At 74.4% G+C, this 20,371-nt stretch carries 23 protein-coding genes and 1 pseudogene; 18 read left to right on the plus strand and 6 right to left on the minus strand.

The window, feature by feature from the left end:
* Positions 1-326 precede the first annotated feature (326 nt).
* The 7 genes from folP to GA0070613_RS10780 all read left to right on the plus strand — a co-directional run bounded on the left by folP (position 327) and on the right by GA0070613_RS10780 (position 4,894).
* The gene (gene folP, locus GA0070613_RS10750; RefSeq protein WP_089012154.1) at positions 327-1,178 is read left to right on the plus strand and encodes a dihydropteroate synthase; all 852 of its coding nucleotides are present in this window, start codon (positions 327-329) and stop codon (positions 1,176-1,178) included.
* Positions 1,175-1,534 carry a dihydroneopterin aldolase gene (gene folB, locus GA0070613_RS10755; RefSeq protein WP_089012155.1) on the plus strand — a complete coding sequence of 120 codons (360 nt, stop codon included), beginning with the start codon at positions 1,175-1,177 and terminating at the stop codon, positions 1,532-1,534. Before folP ends, folB begins: the two co-directional genes overlap by 4 nt.
* Entirely contained in the window at positions 1,531-2,058 is a 528-nt protein-coding gene (folK, locus tag GA0070613_RS10760) for a 2-amino-4-hydroxy-6-hydroxymethyldihydropteridine diphosphokinase (protein ID WP_089012156.1), read from the plus strand. Before folB ends, folK begins: the two co-directional genes overlap by 4 nt.
* A gap of 67 nt (positions 2,059-2,125) precedes the next feature.
* Positions 2,126-2,614, plus strand: coding sequence for a DUF3180 domain-containing protein (locus GA0070613_RS10765; RefSeq protein ID WP_408630998.1), 489 nt, complete (start codon positions 2,126-2,128; stop codon positions 2,612-2,614).
* 118 nt (positions 2,615-2,732) lie between these two features.
* On the plus strand, positions 2,733-3,953 hold the full coding sequence (locus tag GA0070613_RS10770) for an ABC transporter permease (protein WP_089012158.1): 1,221 nt from the start codon (positions 2,733-2,735) through the stop codon (positions 3,951-3,953).
* A 52-nt stretch (positions 3,954-4,005) separates the two neighbouring features.
* A complete protein-coding gene (locus tag GA0070613_RS10775) occupies positions 4,006-4,308 on the plus strand; it encodes a hypothetical protein (RefSeq protein ID WP_089012159.1) in 303 nt (100 codons plus the stop codon).
* A gap of 85 nt (positions 4,309-4,393) precedes the next feature.
* Positions 4,394-4,894, plus strand: a complete 501-nt coding sequence (locus GA0070613_RS10780; RefSeq protein ID WP_089012160.1) for a hypothetical protein — start codon at positions 4,394-4,396, stop codon at positions 4,892-4,894.
* 55 nt (positions 4,895-4,949) lie between these two features.
* Here the strand turns inward: GA0070613_RS10780 and GA0070613_RS10785 are convergent, their stop codons facing one another.
* Entirely contained in the window at positions 4,950-5,951 is a 1,002-nt protein-coding gene (locus GA0070613_RS10785; RefSeq protein WP_089012161.1) for an ABC transporter ATP-binding protein, read from the minus strand.
* A gap of 2 nt (positions 5,952-5,953) precedes the next feature.
* On the opposite strand from GA0070613_RS10785, the gene GA0070613_RS10790 reads away from it, so the two are divergent.
* From GA0070613_RS10790 to GA0070613_RS10805, 4 genes are all read left to right on the plus strand, one after another.
* Positions 5,954-6,640, plus strand: a complete 687-nt coding sequence (locus GA0070613_RS10790; protein ID WP_089012162.1) for an ABC transporter permease — start codon at positions 5,954-5,956, stop codon at positions 6,638-6,640.
* The gene (locus tag GA0070613_RS10795) at positions 6,637-7,362 is read left to right on the plus strand and encodes an ABC transporter permease (protein ID WP_089012163.1); all 726 of its coding nucleotides are present in this window, start codon (positions 6,637-6,639) and stop codon (positions 7,360-7,362) included. The genes GA0070613_RS10790 and GA0070613_RS10795 overlap by 4 nt, the downstream gene beginning before the upstream one ends.
* A gap of 191 nt (positions 7,363-7,553) precedes the next feature.
* A complete protein-coding gene (locus GA0070613_RS10800; protein WP_089012164.1) occupies positions 7,554-8,558 on the plus strand; it encodes a glycine betaine ABC transporter substrate-binding protein in 1,005 nt (334 codons plus the stop codon).
* Between the two features lie 191 nt (positions 8,559-8,749).
* The gene (locus tag GA0070613_RS10805) at positions 8,750-10,492 is read left to right on the plus strand and encodes a hypothetical protein (RefSeq protein ID WP_197699066.1); all 1,743 of its coding nucleotides are present in this window, start codon (positions 8,750-8,752) and stop codon (positions 10,490-10,492) included.
* A gap of 12 nt (positions 10,493-10,504) precedes the next feature.
* Here the strand turns inward: GA0070613_RS10805 and GA0070613_RS10810 are convergent, their stop codons facing one another.
* The 4 genes from GA0070613_RS10810 to GA0070613_RS10825 all read right to left on the minus strand — a co-directional run bounded on the left by GA0070613_RS10810 (position 10,505) and on the right by GA0070613_RS10825 (position 13,416).
* Positions 10,505-11,671: an NADH-quinone oxidoreductase subunit D gene (locus GA0070613_RS10810; RefSeq protein WP_172875787.1), complete on the minus strand. Its 1,167-nt coding sequence runs from the start codon at positions 11,669-11,671 to the stop codon at positions 10,505-10,507.
* Between the two features lie 33 nt (positions 11,672-11,704).
* Complete coding sequence (locus GA0070613_RS10815) at positions 11,705-11,848, minus strand: helix-turn-helix transcriptional regulator (protein WP_231929747.1); 144 nt, start codon at positions 11,846-11,848, stop codon at positions 11,705-11,707.
* Between the two features lie 66 nt (positions 11,849-11,914).
* On the minus strand, positions 11,915-13,066 hold the full coding sequence (locus GA0070613_RS10820) for an SAM-dependent methyltransferase (RefSeq protein WP_231929816.1): 1,152 nt from the start codon (positions 13,064-13,066) through the stop codon (positions 11,915-11,917).
* 32 nt (positions 13,067-13,098) lie between these two features.
* Positions 13,099-13,416 (minus strand): hypothetical protein, encoded by a 318-nt coding sequence (locus GA0070613_RS10825; protein ID WP_157746326.1) that lies wholly within the window; start codon positions 13,414-13,416, stop codon positions 13,099-13,101.
* A gap of 157 nt (positions 13,417-13,573) precedes the next feature.
* On the opposite strand from GA0070613_RS10825, the gene GA0070613_RS10830 reads away from it, so the two are divergent.
* From GA0070613_RS10830 to GA0070613_RS10855, 7 genes and pseudogenes are all read left to right on the plus strand, one after another.
* Complete coding sequence (locus GA0070613_RS10830; RefSeq protein WP_089012167.1) at positions 13,574-14,551, plus strand: Rossmann-like and DUF2520 domain-containing protein; 978 nt, start codon at positions 13,574-13,576, stop codon at positions 14,549-14,551.
* Positions 14,548-15,396 (plus strand): pantoate--beta-alanine ligase, encoded by an 849-nt coding sequence (panC, locus tag GA0070613_RS10835; RefSeq protein WP_089012168.1) that lies wholly within the window; start codon positions 14,548-14,550, stop codon positions 15,394-15,396. Before GA0070613_RS10830 ends, panC begins: the two co-directional genes overlap by 4 nt.
* A gap of 35 nt (positions 15,397-15,431) precedes the next feature.
* Complete coding sequence (gene panD, locus GA0070613_RS10840; protein ID WP_089012169.1) at positions 15,432-15,860, plus strand: aspartate 1-decarboxylase; 429 nt, start codon at positions 15,432-15,434, stop codon at positions 15,858-15,860.
* Between the two features lie 72 nt (positions 15,861-15,932).
* A pseudogene (locus GA0070613_RS34595) lies at positions 15,933-16,049 on the plus strand (septum formation family protein); the annotation flags it as partial.
* A gap of 61 nt (positions 16,050-16,110) precedes the next feature.
* A complete protein-coding gene (locus GA0070613_RS10845; protein ID WP_089012170.1) occupies positions 16,111-17,805 on the plus strand; it encodes an L-aspartate oxidase in 1,695 nt (564 codons plus the stop codon).
* Positions 17,806-17,860: 55 nt separating this feature from the next.
* Positions 17,861-18,757: a carboxylating nicotinate-nucleotide diphosphorylase gene (gene nadC, locus GA0070613_RS10850; protein WP_089012171.1), complete on the plus strand. Its 897-nt coding sequence runs from the start codon at positions 17,861-17,863 to the stop codon at positions 18,755-18,757.
* Positions 18,758-18,789: 32 nt separating this feature from the next.
* The gene (locus GA0070613_RS10855; RefSeq protein ID WP_089012172.1) at positions 18,790-19,548 is read left to right on the plus strand and encodes a type III pantothenate kinase; all 759 of its coding nucleotides are present in this window, start codon (positions 18,790-18,792) and stop codon (positions 19,546-19,548) included.
* 37 nt (positions 19,549-19,585) lie between these two features.
* Here GA0070613_RS10855 and GA0070613_RS10860 read toward each other — a convergent pair whose 3' ends face one another.
* A complete protein-coding gene (locus GA0070613_RS10860; protein WP_089012173.1) occupies positions 19,586-20,326 on the minus strand; it encodes a class I SAM-dependent methyltransferase in 741 nt (246 codons plus the stop codon).
* Between the last annotated feature and the right edge of the window lie 45 nt (positions 20,327-20,371).

Below are 20,371 nucleotides of genomic sequence, written 5' to 3' on the forward strand. Positions count from 1 at the left end.
CCGCGGTGGTGCAGTAGTCAAGCCTGGCGGGATTGTTGCGCGCTGTGCGCAGCGTCGGCGACGCTACGTTCGTTACCCACCACGGAGAGTGGTGAGCTTTGGGGGAATTTCTCCCGCTTCGGCCCTCCCTCCAGGCTTCGCCATCTCCATGCTGGGCAATTCCAAAGCGTACGGCCAGGCCACCTTTGCGACAACCCGCGAAGACTCGACCCGATCCGACCCCGACGACCGATCGTACACCTGTTCCAATCCGCATGTCAGGGCCGTCGTCCACGATCCGGGGCCAGGCCGCCGGAAGCCCTGCTGGCGACCGGTACGGTCTACTCGTGACCGATCTGGTACGGGCGCAGGCCCCGGTGGTGATGGGCGTCCTCAACGTCACGCCCGACTCCTTCTCCGACGGCGGCAGGTACGCCGATCTCGACGCCGCCGTCGGACACGGAGTGCGACTGCGCGCGGCCGGTGCGGACCTGGTGGACGTGGGCGGGGAGTCGACCCGTCCCGGCGCCGACCGGGTCGACCCCGACACCGAGATCGCCCGGGTGCTGCCGGTGATCCGCGAGCTCGCCGCCGCCGGCATCCCGGTCAGCATCGACACCAGCCGGGCCCGGGTGGCCGACGCGGCCCTCGCCGCGGGCGCCGACGTGGTCAACGACGTCTCCGGCGGCCTCGCCGACCCGGACATGGCCCGGGTGGTCCGCGACGCCGGCTGCCCCTGGGTGCTGATGCACTGGCGGGGGCACTCCCGCGAGATGCGCGACCTGGCCAGCTACACCGACGTGGTCGCGGACGTCCGGACCGAGCTGGGTCAGCGGGTGGACGAGGCGCTGGCCGCCGGGGTGGCCGCCGACCGGATCATCGTCGATCCCGGGCTCGGCTTCGCCAAGACCGCCGCGCACAACTGGGAGCTCAGCGCCCGCCTGCCCGAGCTGCTCGAACTCGGCTTCCCGCTGCTCTTCGGGGCGAGCCGCAAGTCGTACCTGGGCCGGCTGCTCGCCGGCCCGGACGGCACACCCCGCCCGACCGCGGAACGGGAGGCGGCCACCGTCGCCACCAGCCTGCTCGCCGTCACCGCCGGCGCCTGGGGGGTACGCGTGCACGACGTCCGCGCCACCGCCGACGCGCTCGCCGTCTGGGCCGCCACCGGCCGCCCCCGCCTGGGAGAGGGAGCACGATGACCGACCGGATCGAGCTGACCGGGCTGCGGGCGCGCGGCCGGCACGGCGTCTACGACTTCGAGCGCGCCCAGGGGCAGGAGTTCGTGGTCGACGCGGTGCTCGAGCTCGACCTGGCCCCGGCCGCCCGCTCCGACGAGGTGACCGACACGGTGCACTACGGCGAACTGGCCGAGCGGCTGGTCGCGGTGATCAGCGGGGAGCCGGTGAACCTGATCGAGACGCTCGCCGACCGGCTGCTCGCGGTCTGCCTCGCCGAACCGCTGGTCGGCGCGGCCACGGTCACCGTGCACAAACCTGAGGCACCGATTCCGCACGCCTTCGCCGACGTGGCCGTCACCATGCGGCGTACCCGGTGACCCGGGCCGTGCTGTCGATCGGCAGCAACCTCGGCGACCGGCGCGGCCACCTGCGCTCGGCGGTGGGCGCGCTCGGCGACGCGGTGCGGGTGGTCTCCGGCGTGTACGAGACTCCACCGTGGGGCGACACCGAGCAGCCGGCGTACCTGAACGCGGTGGTGCTGGCCGTGGACCCGGCGGCGACCGCGCGGGACTGGCTCGAGCGGGCCCGGGCCGCCGAGGCGGTGGCCGGCCGGGTCCGCGACCCGGAACGCCGGTTCGGGCCGCGCACCCTGGACGTCGACGTCGTCGCGGTCTGGGACGACGCCGGCGAGCCGGTGCTCAGCGACGACCCGGAGCTGACCCTGCCGCACCCGCGCGCCCACCTGCGGGCCTTCGTGCTCCGGCCGTGGATCGACATCGAGCCGCACGGGCGGCTGCCCGGCCAGGGCTGGCTGACCGACCTGCTCAACGCCGAGCCGCTGGCCGGGGACGCCCTGGAACTGAGCCCGCGACCGGATCTGGCGTTAGAGTCGGACGCATGACCCACTGGAGCCGGCCGGCATGAGCCAGGCGCAGCCCCCGCGCGGGACCGACCCCGACCGCTTCCGGATGGGTCCCACCCGGATCTCGACCCTGGTGGTGGCCGGGCTCGCCGCCGCGGCGGCGGCCTGGCTGCTGATCAGCAGCTTGTACTACAGCGGCATCCCCCGGCTGCCCTGGCTGCCGGTGGTCACCCTGGCCGCGCTCGCGGTGCTCGAGGGGTACGCCGCGATCAACACCCGGGGCCGGATCGACCGCAAGCCCGGCCGGGATCCGGTCAACGCCCTGATGGTCGCCCGGTTCGTGGTGCTGGCCAAGGCCTCCGCGCTGGCCGCCGCGATCTTCGCCGGCTTCTACGCGGGGCTGACCGGGTGGCTCCTCGTCGAGCGCACCCGGGCCGCCACCGAGGACCGCCCGGCCGCGGGGGCGGGACTGCTCGCCTCGCTCGCCCTGGTCGCCGCCGCGCTCTGGTTGGAGCGCTCCTGCCGGGTGCCGGAGAAGGACGACGACGAGGACCGCGAGCCCGGCGACCGGGAGAGCCGTCCCGGCCAGCGTTGATCAGGGGCTTCCCCCCATCCCGGCCCGCAGGTACCGTCCCTGGCTACTGGAAGCAACGGCCGCCGCCGGTCCGCCCGTGCGTCGGGCCGGACGGCCGGCGACGTGGGAGGCGCGGGTCATGGCGTACGACGAAGCGGGCCGGGATGCGGCGGATCCGTCGTCGGGCGTGCCCGCCGCCGTGCTGGAGAACGTCTTCGACGACCCCCTGCACGGTGAGCCCGGGCGGGACCGGATCGCCGTCCACGTGGTCTGGGAGTTCGTGCTGCTGGCCGGGCTGGCCGGCATGGCGTACCTGCTCTGGCGGGAGAACGCGGACGCGCTGCGCGGCGACGGCCTGAAGTCGCTGCTGGTGGACGTGGTCGCGCTGGGCCTGCTGGCACTCGGCGCCGGGCTGAGCCTGCGCGCCGCCGCGGTCAACCTGGCGGTCGGCCCGGTCGCGGTGGCCGCCGCGCTGCACGTCGCCGAGCAGGGCGACCGGGGCCTGCGGGAGGCGCTCCTCCCGGCGCTGGTGGTGGCCGCCCTGGGCGGCGCGGCTCTCGCCCTGGCGGTGGTGGTGCTGCACGTGCCCGGCTGGGCGGCCAGCCTGGCGGGCGCGGCCGGCGTGATCGTGTACATCGAGCGGCGCACCGGCCCGGTGGTGGTGCAGGGCGCGTACGACCCCCGGGGCACCGCCGTCAACCTCTTCGCCGGCTTCGCCGCGGTGGCCGTCCTCGGCGGCCTGTTCGGCGCGATCAAGGCGATCCGGCGGCTGGTGGGCCGGTTCCGGCCGGTCGTCGACCCGGCCCGGCGGCGGGGCGCCGTCGCCGCGATGGTGACCGCCCTGGCGCTGGTCGGCTCCACCGTGCTGGCGATGTTCGCCGGGGTGCTGATCGCATCGAACGGGACCGGCCCGGTGGCACCCACCTCCGGGCTGGACTGGTCGATCCTGGCCGTCGGCACGGCGTTGCTCGCCGGCACCAGCGCGTACGGCCGGCGCGGCGGGATCCTCGGCACCCTGCTCGCGGTCAGCCTGGTCGTGGTCTTCCTCGCCTGGGCGCAGGCCCGCGGCTGGACGGTCAGCCGGTGGGCCGTCGGCGGGGCGACCCTCGGCGGCGGGCTGCTGGTCACCCGGCTGGTCGAGACGCTCGGTCGACCGCGGACGGTCACCGGCGAGGCGACCGATCGGGGACCGGCCGGGGACGGCACGATCAGCACGGGCTGGGCGCTGTCCCGGCCCGGCCCGGTCGACACCTGGCCGGGGGTGCTGCCGGTGCACACCACCGCCGAGACCACGGTCGACCCCTGGGAGGCGCACCGCTGGGAGACCGGCCCGCGGCGCTGGGACGCCGACGACCGCTGACCGGTCCGCGTCCGGCGGGCCGAGCCTGATCTCGCCGGTTAGGCTCGGCGGCATGACCGAATCTCCTGCCACCGGCGGCCGTACCTTCGAGCAGCTCGACCAGCTCTCCACGGAGGAGCTGCGCGAGCAGGCGTTCGCCCTGGCCCGGGAGCGCCGCGACGTGGGCTTCTTCTGGTCGGTGCTGCGGCACCTGCCGAACGCGGACGAGGCCGCCATCCTCGACGGGGCGCCCAACTCGATCGGTCCGATCATCGACGAGGCGTCGGCGCTCTGGCGGGAGCTGACCGGCCACGGTTACGAGGAGGCCGCGCCGGTGCTCCGGGCCGCCTTCATCGACTACCTGCTGAAGCACTGACCCTCCGATGGCTGTCCGCCGGCCCACGGCGCTCGCGCGTACGCGCAGGTTTGCCCGGCGGCGCGGGCCGGGAACTGACCGCACCATGGCCCTCACCAACCGCCCCCGGACCGTCAGCGGCTACGGCACCGCCGCGGGCACCGGCACCCTGGCCGCGCTGCTCCTGGTCGGGGTCGGCGGCAGTCCCGCGTACGTGGGGTGGGTCCAGGACCACACGGACCCGGACGGCGCGGGCGGCTGGTTCCTGCGGCTGCTGGCCTGGCCGGCCTGGCGGCTGCACGCCGACGACCCGGCGCAGGGGGTGTTCGCCACCGACCTGCGGGCCGTGCTGATGGTGATCCTGGCTGCGGGTCTCCTCTACCTGCTGCCCGCCTCGCAGGTGGCCCGGGTGCGGGGTTCGGCCAGCCAGTTCTTCTCCGGTTGGGCGGCGTACGTCCTGGCGGGTGGGTTCACCGGGCTGCTCGCCGCGTTGCTCGGGCCGGACGGGTCGCTGCTCGCGGCCTTCCAGGCGGCGAGCACCGGCGCCACGTACGGCTTCTTCGCCGGCTGGATCGTCGGCACCGCCAGCCTCGGCGGCCGCGCCTGACGCGGGCCCGCGCCCGACGCCGGCCGCGCTCCACGCCGGTCGGGCGGCGGCCGGTTCAGCCCGCCACGGCCCCCAGACCCAGCACCCGGTCCCGGCTGAGCAGCCCGACCGGGCGCCCGTCCTCGGTGACCACGGCGTGCTCGGCGGCGGAGGTGAGCAGCACGCCCAACGCGTCGTACGCGGACCCGCCCAGCGGCACCGCGGGCAGGTCCGCCCCGTCGCCCGCCGGGAGCGGATCGAGCACCTCCCGGGTGACCGGGGTGACCGCCAGTCGGCGGATGCCCCGGTCGGCGCCGACGAACTCGCGGACGAACGGCGAGGCGGGCGAGCCGAGGATGGCGGCCGGGCTGTCGTACTGCTCCAGCCGGCCGCCCTGGGAGAGCACCGCGATCCGGTCGCCCAGCCGGACCGCCTCGTCCAGGTCGTGGGTGACCAGCACGATGGTCTTGCGGACCTCGGCCTGGAGCCGGAGGAACTCCTCCTGCAGCCGGGTCCGGACGATCGGGTCGACGGCCGAGAACGGCTCGTCCATCAGCAGCACCACCGGGTCGGCCGCGAGGGCCCGGGCCACCCCGACCCGCTGCCGCTGACCGCCGGAGAGTTCGTGCGGGTAGCGGCGGCCGAACTGGGCCGGGTCGAGACCGACCAGGTCCAGCAGCTCGTCGACCCGCCGGCGGGTCCGCTCCCGCGGCCAGCCGAGCAGGCCGGGCACGGTCGCCACGTTCGCGCTGACGGTCTGGTGTGGAAAGAGGCCGACATTCTGGATCACGTACCCGATGCGTCGGCGCAGCTGCACCGGGTCGACCCGGGTGACGTCCTCGTCGCCGAGCAGGATCCGGCCGTCGGTCGGCTCGATCAGCCGGTTGATCATCCGGAGCACGGTGGACTTGCCGCAACCCGACGGACCGATCAGCACGGCCAGCTCGCCGGCCTTCACCTCGAGGCTCAGCTCGCGCACCGCCTCGGTCCCGTCCGGATAGCGCTTGCGGATGCGCTCGAGCGTGATGGAGGCAGCGCCGCGTCCGGCGTCGCCGGTGGTCCCCGGGGTAACGTCCACCTGTGTCCCTCCACCTGAGCTACCGGGCCGAGCCGGAGAACCCGTGGTTCTCCTGGCAGTACGTGCGGGACAACTCTGACACGATCCTCGCCGCGCTGCGCGAGCATGCCTCGCTGACCGCTCGGGCGGTGCTGATCGCCGCGGTGGTGGCGCTGCCGCTGGCGGTTGCGGCGTACTGGTTCCGGTCCCTCGCCGGGCCGATCCTGGCGCTCACCGGCGTGCTCTACACGATCCCCTCGCTGGCGCTGTTCGCCTTCCTCGCGCCCTATCTGGGCATCGGCGCGGTGACCGTGCTCAGCGTGGTGGTGCTCTACGCCCTGCTGGTGATCGTCCGCAACGTGACGGCCGGGTTGAACCAGGTGCCCCCCGAGGTCCGTGAGGCCGCGGAGGGGATGGGGTACGGCCGCTGGGGCCGGTTGTTCCGGATCGAGCTGCCGCTGGCCCTGCCGGGCATCCTCACCGGGCTGCGGCTGGCCACCGTCTCCACGGTGGCGCTGGTCACGGTCGGGGTGGTGGTCGGTCGTGGCGGGCTGGGGCAGCTGATCTTCGCCGGCTTCCAGAACAACTTCTACAAGGCGCAGATCATGACCGGCACGCTCCTCTGCGTTCTGCTCGCGCTGGTGCTGGACCTGGTTCTGGCCGGGGTCGGCCGGCTGCTCACGCCGTGGCTGCGCGGGCGCATCTCATGAACGCGATCGAACAGGCCGTGCGCTGGCTGAACGACCCGCTGAACTGGACGAACCCGGGCGGCATCCTGGACCGGCTCGGCGAGCACCTGAGCATGTCCGCCGCGGCGGTGCTGCTGGGCTGCCTGGTGGCCTGGCCGATCGGGCTCTGGCTCGGGCACACCGGCCGGGGCGGCGGCGCGGTGCTGCTGGTCTCCAACGTCAGCCTGGCGATCCCGACGCTGGCCCTGCTGACCATCCTGCCGTTGACCTTCCTCGGCTTCGGCCGGCCGTCGGTGGTGGTCGCGCTGGCCGTGTTCGCGGTGCCACCGCTGCTGGCGAACGCGTACACCGGGGTGCGACAGGCCGACCCGGAGGCCCGGGACGCGGCGCGCGGGATGGGACTCTCCGGCGGGCAGCTGCTGCGCCGGGTCGAGCTGCCGCTCGCCGTGCCGTACCTGGCCGCCGGATTCCGTACCGCCGCCGTGCAGGTGGTCGCCACCGCGGCGCTGGCCTCCTTCGTCAACGGCGGCGGGCTGGGTCAGATCATCCGGGCCGGCTTCGGGCTCGACATCGCGGCCGGTGGCGGCCAGATCATCGCCGGTGGCGTGCTGGTGGCCGGGCTCGCCGTGCTGGCGGAGCTGCTCCTCGCGGTGGTCGAGCGGGTGGTCACGCCCCGGCCGTTGCGCCGCGCCCGCGGCGGGGCGGACCGCCGGGCCGCGGACGCCGTCACCGGTGGCGGCTGACCCGCCGGTACGCCCCGGACGGCTCGCGCCGGCCGCGAGGGTGACGATCGAGTGACGAAGGTCGCCACATGTTGTCGGTCCCCCCGGGCAAGATGTTGGGTGGACCTTGCGGGCGCATCAGTGGACCGATCGCCCGTCGGACACGCGGCCGGCCCGGAAGGGTCGCGCCGGGACACGGAAGGCGGGCTTTGATGCGCGCACGTACACGGCTGGCCATCGGGGCGGTCGGCGCCCTGGCCGCGGCCGGACTCCTCACCGGGTGCGGCAAGGGCGGTTCGTCCGGCACCGAAGCGCCCGACAAGGGCGCCTCCGGGGCCGGTTGCGCCCCGGTCACGGGTGACCAACTGGTCGTCCTCACCGACGACAAGAAGCTCCAGAACACCGACAACGTCATTCCGGCGATCAACGCGAAGGCGGCCAGCCCGCAGCTCGTCGCCGCACTGGACAAGGTCTCCGAGAAGCTGGACACGCCGAAGCTGATCGAGCTGAACAAGTCCGTCGACGTCGAGCGCCAGACCCCGCAGGTCGCGGCGAAGGGGTTCGCCGACTCCAACGACCTGACCGGGGGCATCCAGCAGGGTCCGGGCGGTTCGGTCACGGTCGGCGCGGGCAACTTCAGCGAGAGCCAGACCATCGCCGAGCTCTACAAGATCGCGCTCACCGCGGCCGGTTACCAGGTCAAGGTGCAGACCATCGGCAACCGGGAGCTCTACGAGCCCGCCCTGGCCAAGGGCGAGATCCAGGTCGTCCCGGAGTACGCGGCCACCATGGCCGAGTTCCTCAACACCAAGGCCAACGGCAAGGACGCCCAGCCGGTCTCCGCGCCCGACCTGGACAAGACGGTCAGCGCGCTGAAGGCGGAGGGCGACAAGGCGGGCATCACCTTCGGCAAGCCGTCCGCCGCGCAGGACCAGAACGCCTTCGCCGTCACCAAGGCCTTCGCCGACAAGTACAAGGTGGCCACGCTCTCCGACCTGGCGAGCAAGTGCTCCGGCCAGGCCACCGTGCTGGCCGGCCCGCCGGAGTGCCCGCAGCGGCCGAAGTGCCAGGCCGGCCTGGTCCAGGTCTACGACTTCAAGGCCGGCTCGTTCAGCTCGCTGGACGCCGGCGGTCCGCAGACCAAGAACGCCCTGAAGACCGGCCAGGCGAGCGTGGGCCTGGTCTTCTCCTCGGACGGGGCGCTCGCCGCCAGCTGAGCACCTACGACCATTCCGGGTCGCGGCGCGTCCGACGCCGCGCCGCGACCCGGAACAGTCGCCGGTCGCCGACGGGCCCGGATGGCCCGTCGGCGACCGTCCGCGGTGGGGGTCGCGGGCGCGGCGTCCCTGCTAGATCGGTGCGTTCGGCCCGTTCCCAGCCGCAAGAACTCTCGGTACTCTGCACAGCCATGCCCGCCCCGATTGCGCCCGCCGAGAAGCGCACTTCGTCGCTGCTGACCGTTCTGTTCTGGATCGGTGTCGGGCTCGCGCCCATGGCGGCGCTGATCCTCCTGGTGGCCGACGGCAACGGCGTGCTGCGCCTCGGCGCCGTGCTGGCCATCCTGGCCGTCGTGCTGATCGGCCTCTCCATCGCGCTGCGCGCCGAGGGCGGGGGGTCGGCGGGCTCCGAGCACCTCCTCGACGAGATCGAGCAGCTGCGCCGGGAGCTGCGCGGCGAGATCGTGGCCGCCGCGCAGCGCGGCAACCAGGCGCTCGACCAGGCCCAGCGCGCCCAGGAGTCGGTCACCGCCCTGCGGCGCCGGCTGGACGCCGCGGCGGCCGGCATCGCCGCCGCCGCGGGCATCACCGCCCCGGCCGCCGACGAGCAGGCCGGTGGCCGCGCCCGGGTGCCGGCCGCCGAGACCTACGACGACGCGCCGGGCCGGGGCCGCTACGCCGCCCAGGACGAGGCCCCGACGGGCTGGGGACAGCCCGCCGGTGACCGCCGGGACGAGGAGGAGGCGATCCGCCGCCCCCAGCCCACCGGCCGGTACGCCGCCGAACGCCCCGCCGAGCGCCCGCAGTCCGGCGTGTACGCCGCCGAGCGCCCCCAGTCCGGCGTGTACGGTGCCCCGCGCGCCGCCGAGCCGGACGCCCGCCCGGAGCCGGCCTCGCGCCAGGTCGGGGTGGTACACCACACCGAGACCGTGCACGTCACCACCCGGCACACCGTCATGGACGGTGCCGACCCGGCGGCAGGCAACCGCTACGGCGGCGGGTACGGCCGGTGGTCCCCGGCCCCGGAGGAGCGGGCCTGGGGCGGTGCGGAGCCGGAGGAGCGCTCGTGGGCCGGTCACCGTGAGCCGGAGGACGACCGGGGCTGGTCGGGCGACGACCGGTCCCGGGCCGCTCAGGCCGGTGCCCGCGACGACCGGGCCTGGTCCGGAGCCCCGCGGGACGACCGGTCGTGGCCGGCCGCCCCGGCCGACGACCATCGCTGGGCCGGCGCCGCCCAGGACGACCGCGCGGGAGCGGGTGCCCCGCGCGACGATCGGGGCTGGCCGGCGGGCCAGGGTGGGCCGCGCGGTGACGGGTCCTGGGCCGGTCAGGGTGGGCCCCGGGTCGACCGCTCGTGGGCCGGCCAGGGCGGCTCGGGGGACGACCGGTCCTGGGCCGGTCCGGGTGAGCCGTACGCCGCCCCGGGCGTCCGCGCCCGGGCTTCGTCCGAGCAGTCCGGCCGGGCGGGCGTCCCGGCCTCGGACGACCCGGACGGCGACTACTGGTCGGAGCTGCGTGCCGGGGACCGCTGGGCCTCGGTCCGCGACGACGAGCACGGCCGGGAGGTGCGGGTCGGTGAGCGGCGCGCGGCGGTGCACGCCGACGGCGCCGGCACCGAGTTCCGGGTCGAGGACCGCTGGGCGTCGGTACGCCGTGGCGAGCCGCGCCGCGACCAGGACTGGGAGGCCGAGCCCGGCCGGGGCGGCGGTTGGGCCGAGGAGAGCCGCCCGGCGCTCCCGGCCGGCGGGGTGCCCGTACCCGACGAGTGGCGTCCCCCGACGCAGCGCACCGCGCAGTCGGCGGGCGAGTGGCGGGCGGCGGAGCCCGAGCCGTCCCGGTACGGCCGGCCGCGCGGCGAGGAGCGGTACGGCTACCCGCCGCAGGACGACGTGCCCCGCGCGGGTGCGGCGCGTTCCGCCGACCGCTGGCGCTGACCGCCCCCGCGGCTACTTGTCGATGTCGCCCACCACGAAGAACATCGAGCCGAGGATGGCGATCAGGTCCGGTACCAGGCAGCCGGGGAGCAGCGTGGCCAGCGCCTGCACGTTGGCGTACGAGGCGGTGCGCAGCTTGAGCCGCCACGGGGTCTTCTCGCCCCGGGACACCAGGTAGTAGCCGTTGATGCCGAGCGGGTTCTCGGTCCAGGCGTAGGTGTGCCCCTCGGGCGCCTTGACCACCTTGGGCAGCCGAATGTTCACCGGCCCGGTGAGCCGGTCCACCCGGTCCAGGCACTGCTCGGCGAGGTCGAGCGAGACGTACACCTGGTCGAGCAGCACCTCGAAGCGGGCGTGGCAGTCGCCCGCGGTCTTGGTCACCACCGGCACGTCGAGCTGGTCGTACGCCAGGTAGGGCTCGTCGCGGCGCAGGTCAAGGTCGAGGCCGGAGGCCCGGGCGACCGGCCCGGACGCGCCGAACGCGGCGGCGTCGGTGGCCGACAGCACCCCGACCCCGACGGTACGGGCCAGGAAGATCTCGTTGCGCCGGATGAGGTGGTCCAGGTCGGGCAGCCGGCGGCGCACCTCGCCGATCGCGGCGCGGGCCCGCCCGGTCCAGCCGGCCGGCACCTCCTCCTTGAGGCCGCCGACCCGGTTGAACATGTAGTGGATCCGGCCCCCGGAGACCTCCTCCATCACCGCCTGGATGGTCTCCCGCTCGCGGAACGCGTAGAAGACCGGGGTGATCGCGCCGATCTCCAGCGGGTACGAGCCGAGGAACATCAGGTGGTTGAGCACCCGGTTCAGCTCGGCGAGCGCCATCCGCAGCCAGACCGCCCGCTCCGGCACCTCCATGCCCATCAGCCGCTCGACGGCGAGCACCACGCCCAGCTCGTTGGAGAAGGCCGAGAGCCAGTCGTGCCGGTTGGCCAGCACGATGATCTGCCGGTAGTCGCGTACCTCGAAGAGCTTCTCCGCGCCCCGGTGCATGTAGCCGACGATCGGCTCGGCGGAGACCACCCGCTCGCCGTCGAGCACCAGCTTCAGCCGGAGCACGCCGTGCGTGGACGGGTGCTGCGGGCCGATGTTGAGCACCATGTCGGTGCCGAGCTGCTCGCCGCCGGCGCCGGTGCCGACGGTCAGTTCGCGGAGGTCGGCGTCCGTGGTCATGCCCGCCATCGTGCCATGAGCGACGGTTGTCGGTATCTGCGGTTACTCGGCCTCGTCGCCGTCGGTCACCCGTGGTGGCCGGTGCTCGGCGATCCACGCCTCGACGTCGGCGCGCAGCCAGACCGTCATCCCGTGAAGACGTTGAAACGGCTGCGGAAAGGTCGGGTAGCGGACCAGCTGGCGCATCCGGGTCCCCGGCTCACGCCGAGCAGCTCCTGCAGCTCGTGCGGACCGACCAGCGGCCCCGGAACCTCACCCACATCGTGCCGTGAGCGGGTCGAGGGCGACGCCGACCGGTTGCAGCAGCCACCAATGCCCGCCCAGCCCGGCCGGGTCGGTCAGCTCGGCCACCGTCGAGGCGGCGGCGAGCGCCCGCACGTACCCGGCCGGGTCGCTGGTGGCCAGACTCAGCGGTGGTCGCCCGCCGTCGGCCCCGAGCGCCCGTAGCCCATCCCGCTGCGAGACCAAGGTGTACGCACACCGGGCGACTCGTTCACCCGCGGAGGCGACCGAGTCGACAGCCACGTGCGCGGTCACGTCACACGAGCCATCCGGCACAGGCGGAACCTGCCGCCCGCTCCGGTACCCGGTCAACGTCCCGCCGACCGGCCGCTCCCCGACCCGGTGCCCGTAGTCCACGGCCAACGCCAGCCCTCGGTCGATCTTGGTGATCGCGTCTGCCCAGGCATCGTCCCTCGTCCGGCCGATCTCGGCCCGTGCGTCGATCGCGGTTGAGGGGGTTGGCCACCACCGGGTCAGCCACTCCTCGTCGGCGGGGCTCACCGGGCCACCGACCGACTCCTCGCCGCTCGTTGGGTCCACCAGCAGATACCGCCAGCCGTCTTCGGTCCGCACGGCCACGTTCAGCGGCACGTTGTCCAGCCACTCTGTGGCGATCAACAGTCCAGTGATTCGGCTCGGAACCTCGGCCACCCAGTCGATTTCGTCCGACAGACCCTCCGGCCTGCCGGCCCGCTCGACCGCCGTGAGTCGCAGCCGATCCCAGAGCGGTGGAATCCGGGCCGGCTCCGGGACCTCGGGCGACTGGCGGACGGTGCTCTCCGGGCCGGAGGGCGACGGCCGGACGCCGGCCGTGGTGGTCAGGGTTTCGGGGGAGCCCGCCCGCGGAGGGATCAAGCCTGACCGCCCGGAGCGGGCGGGCTTCCCGGAAACCCCCACAGCGCGACCGGCGATAAAAAGCGCCCGGAGGAGTTCGCCCCGGCCCGCCCCCACGTCCATCACGTCGAGCCGAGCAGGGTGGCCGAGGGCGGCGTCGACCTGGGAGATGAGGCGGAACAGGGCGGCGGCGAAGATGGGGGAGGCGTGCACGCTGGTGCGGAAGTGGGCGGCCGGCCCCGCCCCGGCTACGAAGAAGCCGTCAGGCCCGTAGAGCGCTTGGTCCATCGCCACCCGCCAGGGCAGCCGGTCCGCGAAGGTCACCCGCCGACCGTACGGGCTCGACAGATCTCGACGCAGCCGCCCGCCCGCCGGAGCTCGTCGAGTTCGGGGACCGGTCGGCCGGCGCGCTCCGCGACCGCCCGCACCGCCTCCGGGAACCCGTCGAGGTCTTCGTTCAGCTCCAGGAACTCCCCAGAGGAGTGGCTGACGTCCAGATAGAGGAAGGGTTGATCATCCGGCGGAAGCGCCAGGACGCACATTCCGACGTCCATGATCTCCGCCCATGGGTACCCGACGACGCCGTGGACGCCCTCGATCCAGATGCCATTCCCGTCGACGAAGACCCGGTCTGTCACGCGCCGCACAGTAGCGCCGCGCAGCGCCCACAGAGTGACCGTTGAAACCCCGTCCACGCACCCGGTGAAGGTTTTCACACATGCTTGTTTTGGTTCCGTAACCCCGGCGCATACTTGCGGTCGACCGGTACCCACTCGTAGGACTGGATCGATTGCCATGAGCGCACCGCTGCGCCCGCGTCCGGCCGCCCCGCACGGGCCCGCCGTACCGTCGGGTGGCGCCTCTGCCGGCGCCCCGCTGGTCTTTCCCCGCACCCTCACCGTCGGCGTGATCGGCGCCGGCCGGGTGGGCGCCGTGCTCGGCGCGGCCCTCGCCGCCGCCGGCCACCGGGTGGTCGCCGCCTCCGGCATCTCCGGCGCCGTGAAGGCGCGGATGGCGCTGCTGCTCCCGGAGACCCCGAACCGGTCCGCGACCTCGGTCGCCCGCGCCGCCACCGACCTGCTGATCGTGGCGGTGCCCGACGACGCCCTGGCCAGCGTGGTCGCCGGCCTGGCCGAGACCGGGGCGCTGCGCCCCGGCCAGGTGGTCGCGCACACCTCGGGCGCGCACGGGCTGGCCGTCCTCGCCCCGGCCGCCGCCGTCGGCGCCCGGCCGCTGGCGCTGCACCCGGCGATGACCTTCACCGGTACGCCGGACGACCTGACCCGCCTCGCCGGCATCTCGTACGGGGTGACCGCCCCGGCGGAGCTGCGCCCGTTCGCCGCCCGGCTGGTGGCGGACCTGGGCGGCGTGCCGGAGTGGGTGGGGGAGGCGGACCGGCCGCTCTACCACGCGGCCCTGGCGCACGGCGCGAACCACCTGGTCACCCTGGTCAACGAGGCGGCCGACCGGCTGCGCGACGCCGGGGTGGACCGGCCGGAGAAGGTGCTCGCCCCGCTGCTGCGGGCGGCGTTGGAGAACGCCCTGCGGCTCGGCGACGACGCGCTGACCGGCCCGGTGTCCCGGGGCGACGCGGGCACCGTACGCCGGCACCTGGAACGGCTGGCGGCGACCGCGCCGGAATCCGTGGCGCCCTACCTGGCGTTGGCACGACGGACGGCGGATCGGGCGATCGCGGCCGGCCGGCTGCGCCCGATGGACGCCGAGTCGCTGCTGGACGTGCTGAGTGGGACTGACCGGGAGGTGGCCGCATGACGGAGCTGGTGCACACGCGCAAGGAGCTGGCGGCGGCGCGGGACGGGCTGACCGGCACGGTCGGCGTGGTGATGACCATGGGCGCGCTGCACTCCGGGCACGAGACCCTGCTGCGGGCCGCCCGGGAGCGGGCCGATCACGTCATCGTCACGATCTTCGTGAACCCGCTCCAGTTCGGCCCGAGCGAGGACTTCGACCGGTACCCGCGCACCCTCGACGCGGACCTGGAGGTCTGCCGGCGGGCCGGCGCGGACGTGGTCTTCGCCCCCTCGGTGGCCGACATGTACCCGGACGGGGAGCCGAAGGTGCGGCTCGACCCGGGCCCGCTCGGCGAGGACCTGGAGGGGCTCAGCCGGCCCGGCTTCTTCCACGGCGTGCTGACCGTGGTCCTGAAGCTGCTCCAGCTCACCCGCCCCGACCTGGCCTTCTTCGGCGAGAAGGACTACCAGCAGCTGACCCTGGTCCGGCGGATGGTCCGGGACCTGGACGTGCCGGTCGAGGTGGCCGGCGTGCCGACCGTGCGGGAGGCGGACGGGCTGGCGCTGTCCAGCCGCAACCGCTACCTCTCGGCCCCGGAGCGGGCGGCGGCGCTGAGCCTCTCCGCCGCGCTGCGGGCCGGCGTCGCGGCCGCCGCGGAGGGCGGGAACGCCGGCGCGGTGCTGGCCGCCGCCCACCGGGCCTTCGACTCCGGTACGCCCGGCGCCCGGCTCGACTACCTGGTGCTCACCGACGCCGACCTGGAGCCGGGGCCGGTGTCCGGTCCGGCGCGGCTGCTGATCGCGGCCTGGGTCGGCGCCACCCGGCTGATCGACAACACCTCGATCCCGCTCGCCCCCCGCTCCTGAACACCCACCACCACACCCCGCTGAAAGGCACCCCGATGTTCCGGACCATGCTCAAGTCGAAGATCCACCGGGCCACGGTGACCCAGGCCGACCTGCACTACGTCGGCTCGGTGACCGTGGACGAGGATCTGCTCGACGCGGCCGACCTGATCCCCGGGGAGCAGGTGGCGATCGTGGACATCACCAACGGGGCCCGGCTGGAGACGTATGTCATCCCGGGTGAGCGGGGCAGCGGTGTGATCGGCATCAACGGCGCTGCCGCGCACCTGGTGCACCCCGGTGACCTGGTCATCCTCATCTCGTACGGCCAGATGGACGACGCCGAGGCCCGCGCGTACCAGCCCCGCGTGGTCCACGTCGACGCCGACAACCGCATCGTCGACCTCACCGCCGACCCCACCACCGCCGCCCCCGGCACCGCCGGCGACCCCATCCCCAACCCCCTCGCGGCCACCCCGGCCTGACCCCCGGCCCCCTGGTCGGGGCACTAGTTGCAAGATCGCGCAGAGCCAGCGGACCGGGACCGCCGACGGCCGGGTCGCTGGACCGTGGGCGACCGTGGCGTCCGCTGCTACCTGTGGCTCAGCGACCGTTCGGTGACCGCCTCGCTCAAGGGCGTCGGCCCGACCGGCCTGCCGGTCCGGACACGGTAGCCGAAACCACTCGTCCCGCCCCCGTCGCCCGGGATGAGGAGCCTTCGGGTTGACTGTGCTCATGGACCTTCCGACCATCGACCTGCCGGCCCTGCCCAGGCTGCTGGCCGCGCCCGCACCCGGCTGGGTGGAGACCACCGACGTGATCGTCGTCGGCTCCGGGGTCGCCGGCCTGACCGCCGCGCTGCACCTGCGCGAGGCGGGGCTGCACGTCACCGTGGTCACCAAGGTCAACATCGATGAAGGGTCGACCCGTTGGGCGCAGGGCGGCATCGCCGCCGTGCTCGACCCGGCGGACACCCCGGCCGCCCACGCCTCGGACACCGAGATCGCCGGGGTCGGGCTCTGCGACCCGGCCGCGGTGCGGGTCCTGGTCGAGGAGGGCCCGACCCGACTGCGGGAGCTGATGCGGATCGGCGCCGAGTTCGATCGGAACCCGGACGGCTCGCTGATGCTCACCCGGGAGGGCGGCCATCGGGCCGACCGGATCGTGCACGCCGGCGGCGACGCCACGGGCGCCGAGGTGCAGCGGGCGCTGCACGCGGCGGTCCGGCGGGACCCGTGGATCCGGCTGGTCGAGCACGCCCTGGTGCTGGACCTGCTCCGCGCCCCGGGCGACGGCCCGGACGGGCTCGGTCCGGCCTGTGGGATCACCCTGCACGTGCTGGGTGAGGGCAGCGAGGACGGCGTCGGGGCGCTGCTGGCCCGCGCGGTCGTGCTGGCCACCGGCGGCATGGGGCAGGTCTTCGCGGCCACCACCAACCCGGCGGTCTCCACCGGTGACGGCGTCGCCCTCGCCGTGCGGGCCGGCGCGGCGGTCACCGACGTGGAGTTCGTCCAGTTCCACCCGACCGCGCTGATCACCCCGCACGGGGCGGGCGTGCCGGGTGCCACCCGGGCCCAGCAGCCGCTGGTCTCCGAGGCGTTGCGCGGCGAGGGCGCCCACCTGGTCGACGCCGACGGCAAGCGGTTCATGGTCGGGCAGCACGAGCTGGCCGAGCTGGCCCCCCGGGACGTGGTGGCCAAGGGCATCCACCGGGTGCTGCTGGCCACCGGCGCGGACCACGTGTACCTGGACGCCCGGCACCTCGGCGGGGACTTCCTCGCCGGCCGCTTCCCGACCATCGTCGCGTCCTGCCTGGCCATCGGCGTCGACCCGGCCACCGACCTGATCCCGGTCGCCCCGGCCGCCCACTACGCCTCCGGCGGCGTCCGCACCGACCTGCGCGGCCGCACCTCCATCCCGGGCCTGTACGCCTGCGGCGAGGCCGCCTGCACGGGGGTGCACGGCGCGAACCGGCTGGCCAGCAACTCGCTGCTGGAGGGGCTGGTCTTCTCCCGCCGGATCGCCGAGGACATCGCCGCCGGCCTGCCCGAGCAGGCCCGGCCGGCGGAGACCGGCGCCTGGGTGGGCGGCGCGGGCTGGGTGGTGCCCGCCGGGGGGACGCCGGCCCTGCAACGGGCGATGACCCGGGGCGCGGGCGTGCTCCGCTCGGCGGCGACCCTCACCGGTACGGCCGGCACGCTGACCGAGCTGGGCGGGGTACGCGGCGTGCCGCGTACCGCCGACTGGGAGGCGACGAACCTGATCACGGTGGCGTCGACGCTGGTCGCCGCCGCGTACGCCCGCCAGGAGACCCGGGGTTGCCACTGGCGGGAGGACTTCCCGACGGCCGACGAGCGGTGGCTGGGCCACCTGGTCGCGGCGGTCGGCGCGCAGGGCAGGTTGACGCAGCAGTGGGAGGAGTTGGCGTGAGCGCGAGGAGTGAGCCGATCTTGCGAGCCCCGCAGTCGCGAACTGGGGAGTTGCGGTGAGGGAGTCGACGGAGCAGGCGTTGGGGGCGGCGGGCCTGGACCCGGTGTGGGTGCAGCGGGTGATCGTCGACGCGTTCGCCGAGGACCTGGGGCCGGATTTTCTCGACGTCACCAGCGTGGCGACCATCCCGGACGCGCAGAACGACACCGCCGACCTGGTCGCCCGCGCCGACGGCGTGGTGGCCGGGCTGGCGGTGGCCGCCGCCGTGTTCGAGCTGGTCGGCGAGGTGACCGGGGCGGACCGTACGGTCGAGGTGTCGGTGGTGGCCCACGACGGGCAGCGGGTGGCGCGCGGCAACGTGCTGGCCACGGTGACCGGCCCGACCCGGCTGCTGCTCACCGCCGAGCGGACGGCGCTGAACCTGCTCTCCCGGATGTCCGGGGTCGCCACCCACACCCGGGCCTGGGCGGACGCTCTGGCCGGCACGAAGGCGATGGTGCTGGACACCCGGAAGACCACGCCGGGCCTGCGGGCCCTGGAGAAGTACGCGGTCCGTGCCGGCGGCGGCACCAACAAGCGGATGGGTCTGCACGACGTCGCGATGATCAAGGACAACCACAAGGTCGCCGCCGGCGGCATCGGCGCGGCCTACCGCCGGGTCCGGGAGGCCTTCCCGGACGTGCCGGTGCAGGTGGAGGTGGACACCCTCGCGGAGGCGGTGGAGGCCGTCGAGGCGGGGGCCGGCTTCCTGCTGCTGGACAACATGACCCCGGCGCAGTTGCGCGAGGTGGTCGCCGCGGTGGGGGACCGGGCGGAACTGGAGGCGACCGGCGGGCTGACCCTGCCGGTGGCCGCCGAGTACGGCGCGACCGGGGTGGACTTCATCTCGGTGGGCGCGCTGACCCACTCCTCGCCGATCCTGGACATCGCCCTGGACCTGCGGGAGGAATGAGGGAGATGCGGGCCGGCGTCTAGGCTGCGTGCGTGCTGCTCTGCATCGACATCGGAAACACCAACACCGTGCTGGCGACCTTCGACGGCGACAAGCTGGTGCACTCCTGGCGGATCAAGACCGACGCCCGCTCGACGGCGGACGAGCTGGGTCTGATGTTCCGGGGGCTGCTGGCCGGTGACGCCGTGGAGATCACCGGGGTGGCCGCCTGCTCGACGGTGCCGGCCGCGCTGCGCTCGCTGCGGAACATGCTGGCCCGCTACTACGCCGACCTGCCCAGCGTGATCGTCGAGCCCGGGGTGCGTACCGGGGTGCAGCTCGCCATCGACAACCCCAAGGAGGTCGGCTCGGACCGGGTGGTGAACACCCTGGCGGCGTACACCCTCTACGGCGGACCGTCGATCGTGGTGGACTTCGGCACCACCACCAACTTCGACGTGATCAGCGGCCGCGGCGAGTTCCTCGGCGGCGCGTTCGCGCCGGGCATCGAGATCTCCTTCGACGCGCTCGCCGCCCGCGCGGCGCAGCTGCGCAAGGTGGAGGCGACCAAGCCCCGCTCGGTGATCGGCAAGAACACCGTGGAGTGCCTCCAGTCCGGCCTCTACTTCGGCTTCGCCGGCCAGGTGGACCGGATCGTCGAGCGGATGGCCGAGGAGCTGGGCGAGGTGAAGGCCGTCATCGCGACCGGCGGGCTGGCCTCGGTGGTGATCGGCGAGTGCCGCACCATCACCCACCACGAGCCGATGATCACCCTGATCGGCCTGCGCATGGTCTACGAGCGCAACACCTGACCCCGGCCGCCGCCGCGGTCGGGCACCGCGCGGGGCGTCAGCGCCGCCGGGCCCGGAAGACCAGCGTCCGGTACGGCAGCTCGACGGTCTCCCGCCCGGCCAGCTCGGGGTGGGTGGCGAAGAGTTGCCACAGCTCCCGGTCGATCCGCTCCTGCTCGTGCGGCTGCGCGGTGAGCCAGTACGAGCGGGTGTGCAGCATGCCGATCACCTCCTCCGGCGTGATTGTGGTCCGGTGGGTGAACACGGCCAGCTCCACCGGTCCGAAGGCGGGGCCGAAGTCGGTGATCTTCTCGACCAGGTTGCCGGCGTGGTCGCGCAGGTCGGCGATCCGGCCCAGCTTGGCCACCCACGCGACGCTGTCGTCCCGGCTGTTCCAGATGGGGGCGAACGTCCCGCCCGGCCGGAGCACCCGGGCGATCTCGACGTGGGCGCGTTCCTTGTCGAACCAGTGGTACGCCTGGCCCACCAGCACCGCGTCGGCCGTGCCGTCCGGCCGCGGCACCGACTCGGCGCTGCCCGCCAGCGCGGTGACGCCGGGGGTGGCGGCGCCCAGTTGGGTGCGCATCCCCGGGTCGGGCTCCACCGGCGTCACCTGGTGGCCGAGGGCGACCAGGCCGCGGGTGAGGATGCCGGTGCCGGCGCCCAGGTCGACGACGCGGGCGGGCGCGTCCAGCCCGTCGAGCGCCCAGCGCAGCGCCTCCTGCGGATAGCGGGGCCGGAACCGGTCGTAGTCGGCCGCCGCCGCGCCGAACGACAGTGCCTGAGTGGGGTCGGTCATGGCGGGCAGGTTATCCGGTAACGGCCGACTGGGGGCTTGAGTACG

Origin of the sequence: Micromonospora inositola (genome assembly GCF_900090285.1) — a bacterium.
GTDB classification, from domain to species: Bacteria; Actinomycetota; Actinomycetes; order Mycobacteriales; family Micromonosporaceae; genus Micromonospora; species Micromonospora inositola.

Excerpts from the sequence above, each read along its gene's own strand:
- folB (WP_089012155.1), top strand. The coding sequence starts at position 1,175 with ATGACCGACCGGATCGAGCTGACCGGGCTGCGGGCGCGCGGCCGGCAC.
- GA0070613_RS10765 (WP_408630998.1), top strand. The coding sequence starts at position 2,126 with ATGGGTCCCACCCGGATCTCGACCCTGGTGGTGGCCGGGCTCGCCGCC.
- GA0070613_RS10770 (WP_089012158.1), top strand. The coding sequence starts at position 2,733 with ATGGCGTACGACGAAGCGGGCCGGGATGCGGCGGATCCGTCGTCGGGC.
- GA0070613_RS10775 (WP_089012159.1), top strand. The coding sequence starts at position 4,006 with ATGACCGAATCTCCTGCCACCGGCGGCCGTACCTTCGAGCAGCTCGAC.
- GA0070613_RS10780 (WP_089012160.1), top strand. The coding sequence starts at position 4,394 with ATGGCCCTCACCAACCGCCCCCGGACCGTCAGCGGCTACGGCACCGCC.
- GA0070613_RS10795 (WP_089012163.1), top strand. The coding sequence starts at position 6,637 with ATGAACGCGATCGAACAGGCCGTGCGCTGGCTGAACGACCCGCTGAAC.
- GA0070613_RS10800 (WP_089012164.1), top strand. The coding sequence starts at position 7,554 with ATGCGCGCACGTACACGGCTGGCCATCGGGGCGGTCGGCGCCCTGGCC.
- GA0070613_RS10805 (WP_197699066.1), top strand. The coding sequence starts at position 8,750 with ATGCCCGCCCCGATTGCGCCCGCCGAGAAGCGCACTTCGTCGCTGCTG.
- GA0070613_RS10810 (WP_172875787.1), bottom strand. The coding sequence starts at position 11,671 with ATGGCGGGCATGACCACGGACGCCGACCTCCGCGAACTGACCGTCGGC.
- GA0070613_RS10815 (WP_231929747.1), bottom strand. The coding sequence starts at position 11,848 with ATGCGCCAGCTGGTCCGCTACCCGACCTTTCCGCAGCCGTTTCAACGT.
- GA0070613_RS10820 (WP_231929816.1), bottom strand. The coding sequence starts at position 13,066 with ATGGACCAAGCGCTCTACGGGCCTGACGGCTTCTTCGTAGCCGGGGCG.
- GA0070613_RS10830 (WP_089012167.1), top strand. The coding sequence starts at position 13,574 with ATGAGCGCACCGCTGCGCCCGCGTCCGGCCGCCCCGCACGGGCCCGCC.
- panC (WP_089012168.1), top strand. The coding sequence starts at position 14,548 with ATGACGGAGCTGGTGCACACGCGCAAGGAGCTGGCGGCGGCGCGGGAC.
- panD (WP_089012169.1), top strand. The coding sequence starts at position 15,432 with ATGTTCCGGACCATGCTCAAGTCGAAGATCCACCGGGCCACGGTGACC.
- GA0070613_RS10845 (WP_089012170.1), top strand. The coding sequence starts at position 16,111 with ATGGACCTTCCGACCATCGACCTGCCGGCCCTGCCCAGGCTGCTGGCC.
- GA0070613_RS10860 (WP_089012173.1), bottom strand. The coding sequence starts at position 20,326 with ATGACCGACCCCACTCAGGCACTGTCGTTCGGCGCGGCGGCGGCCGAC.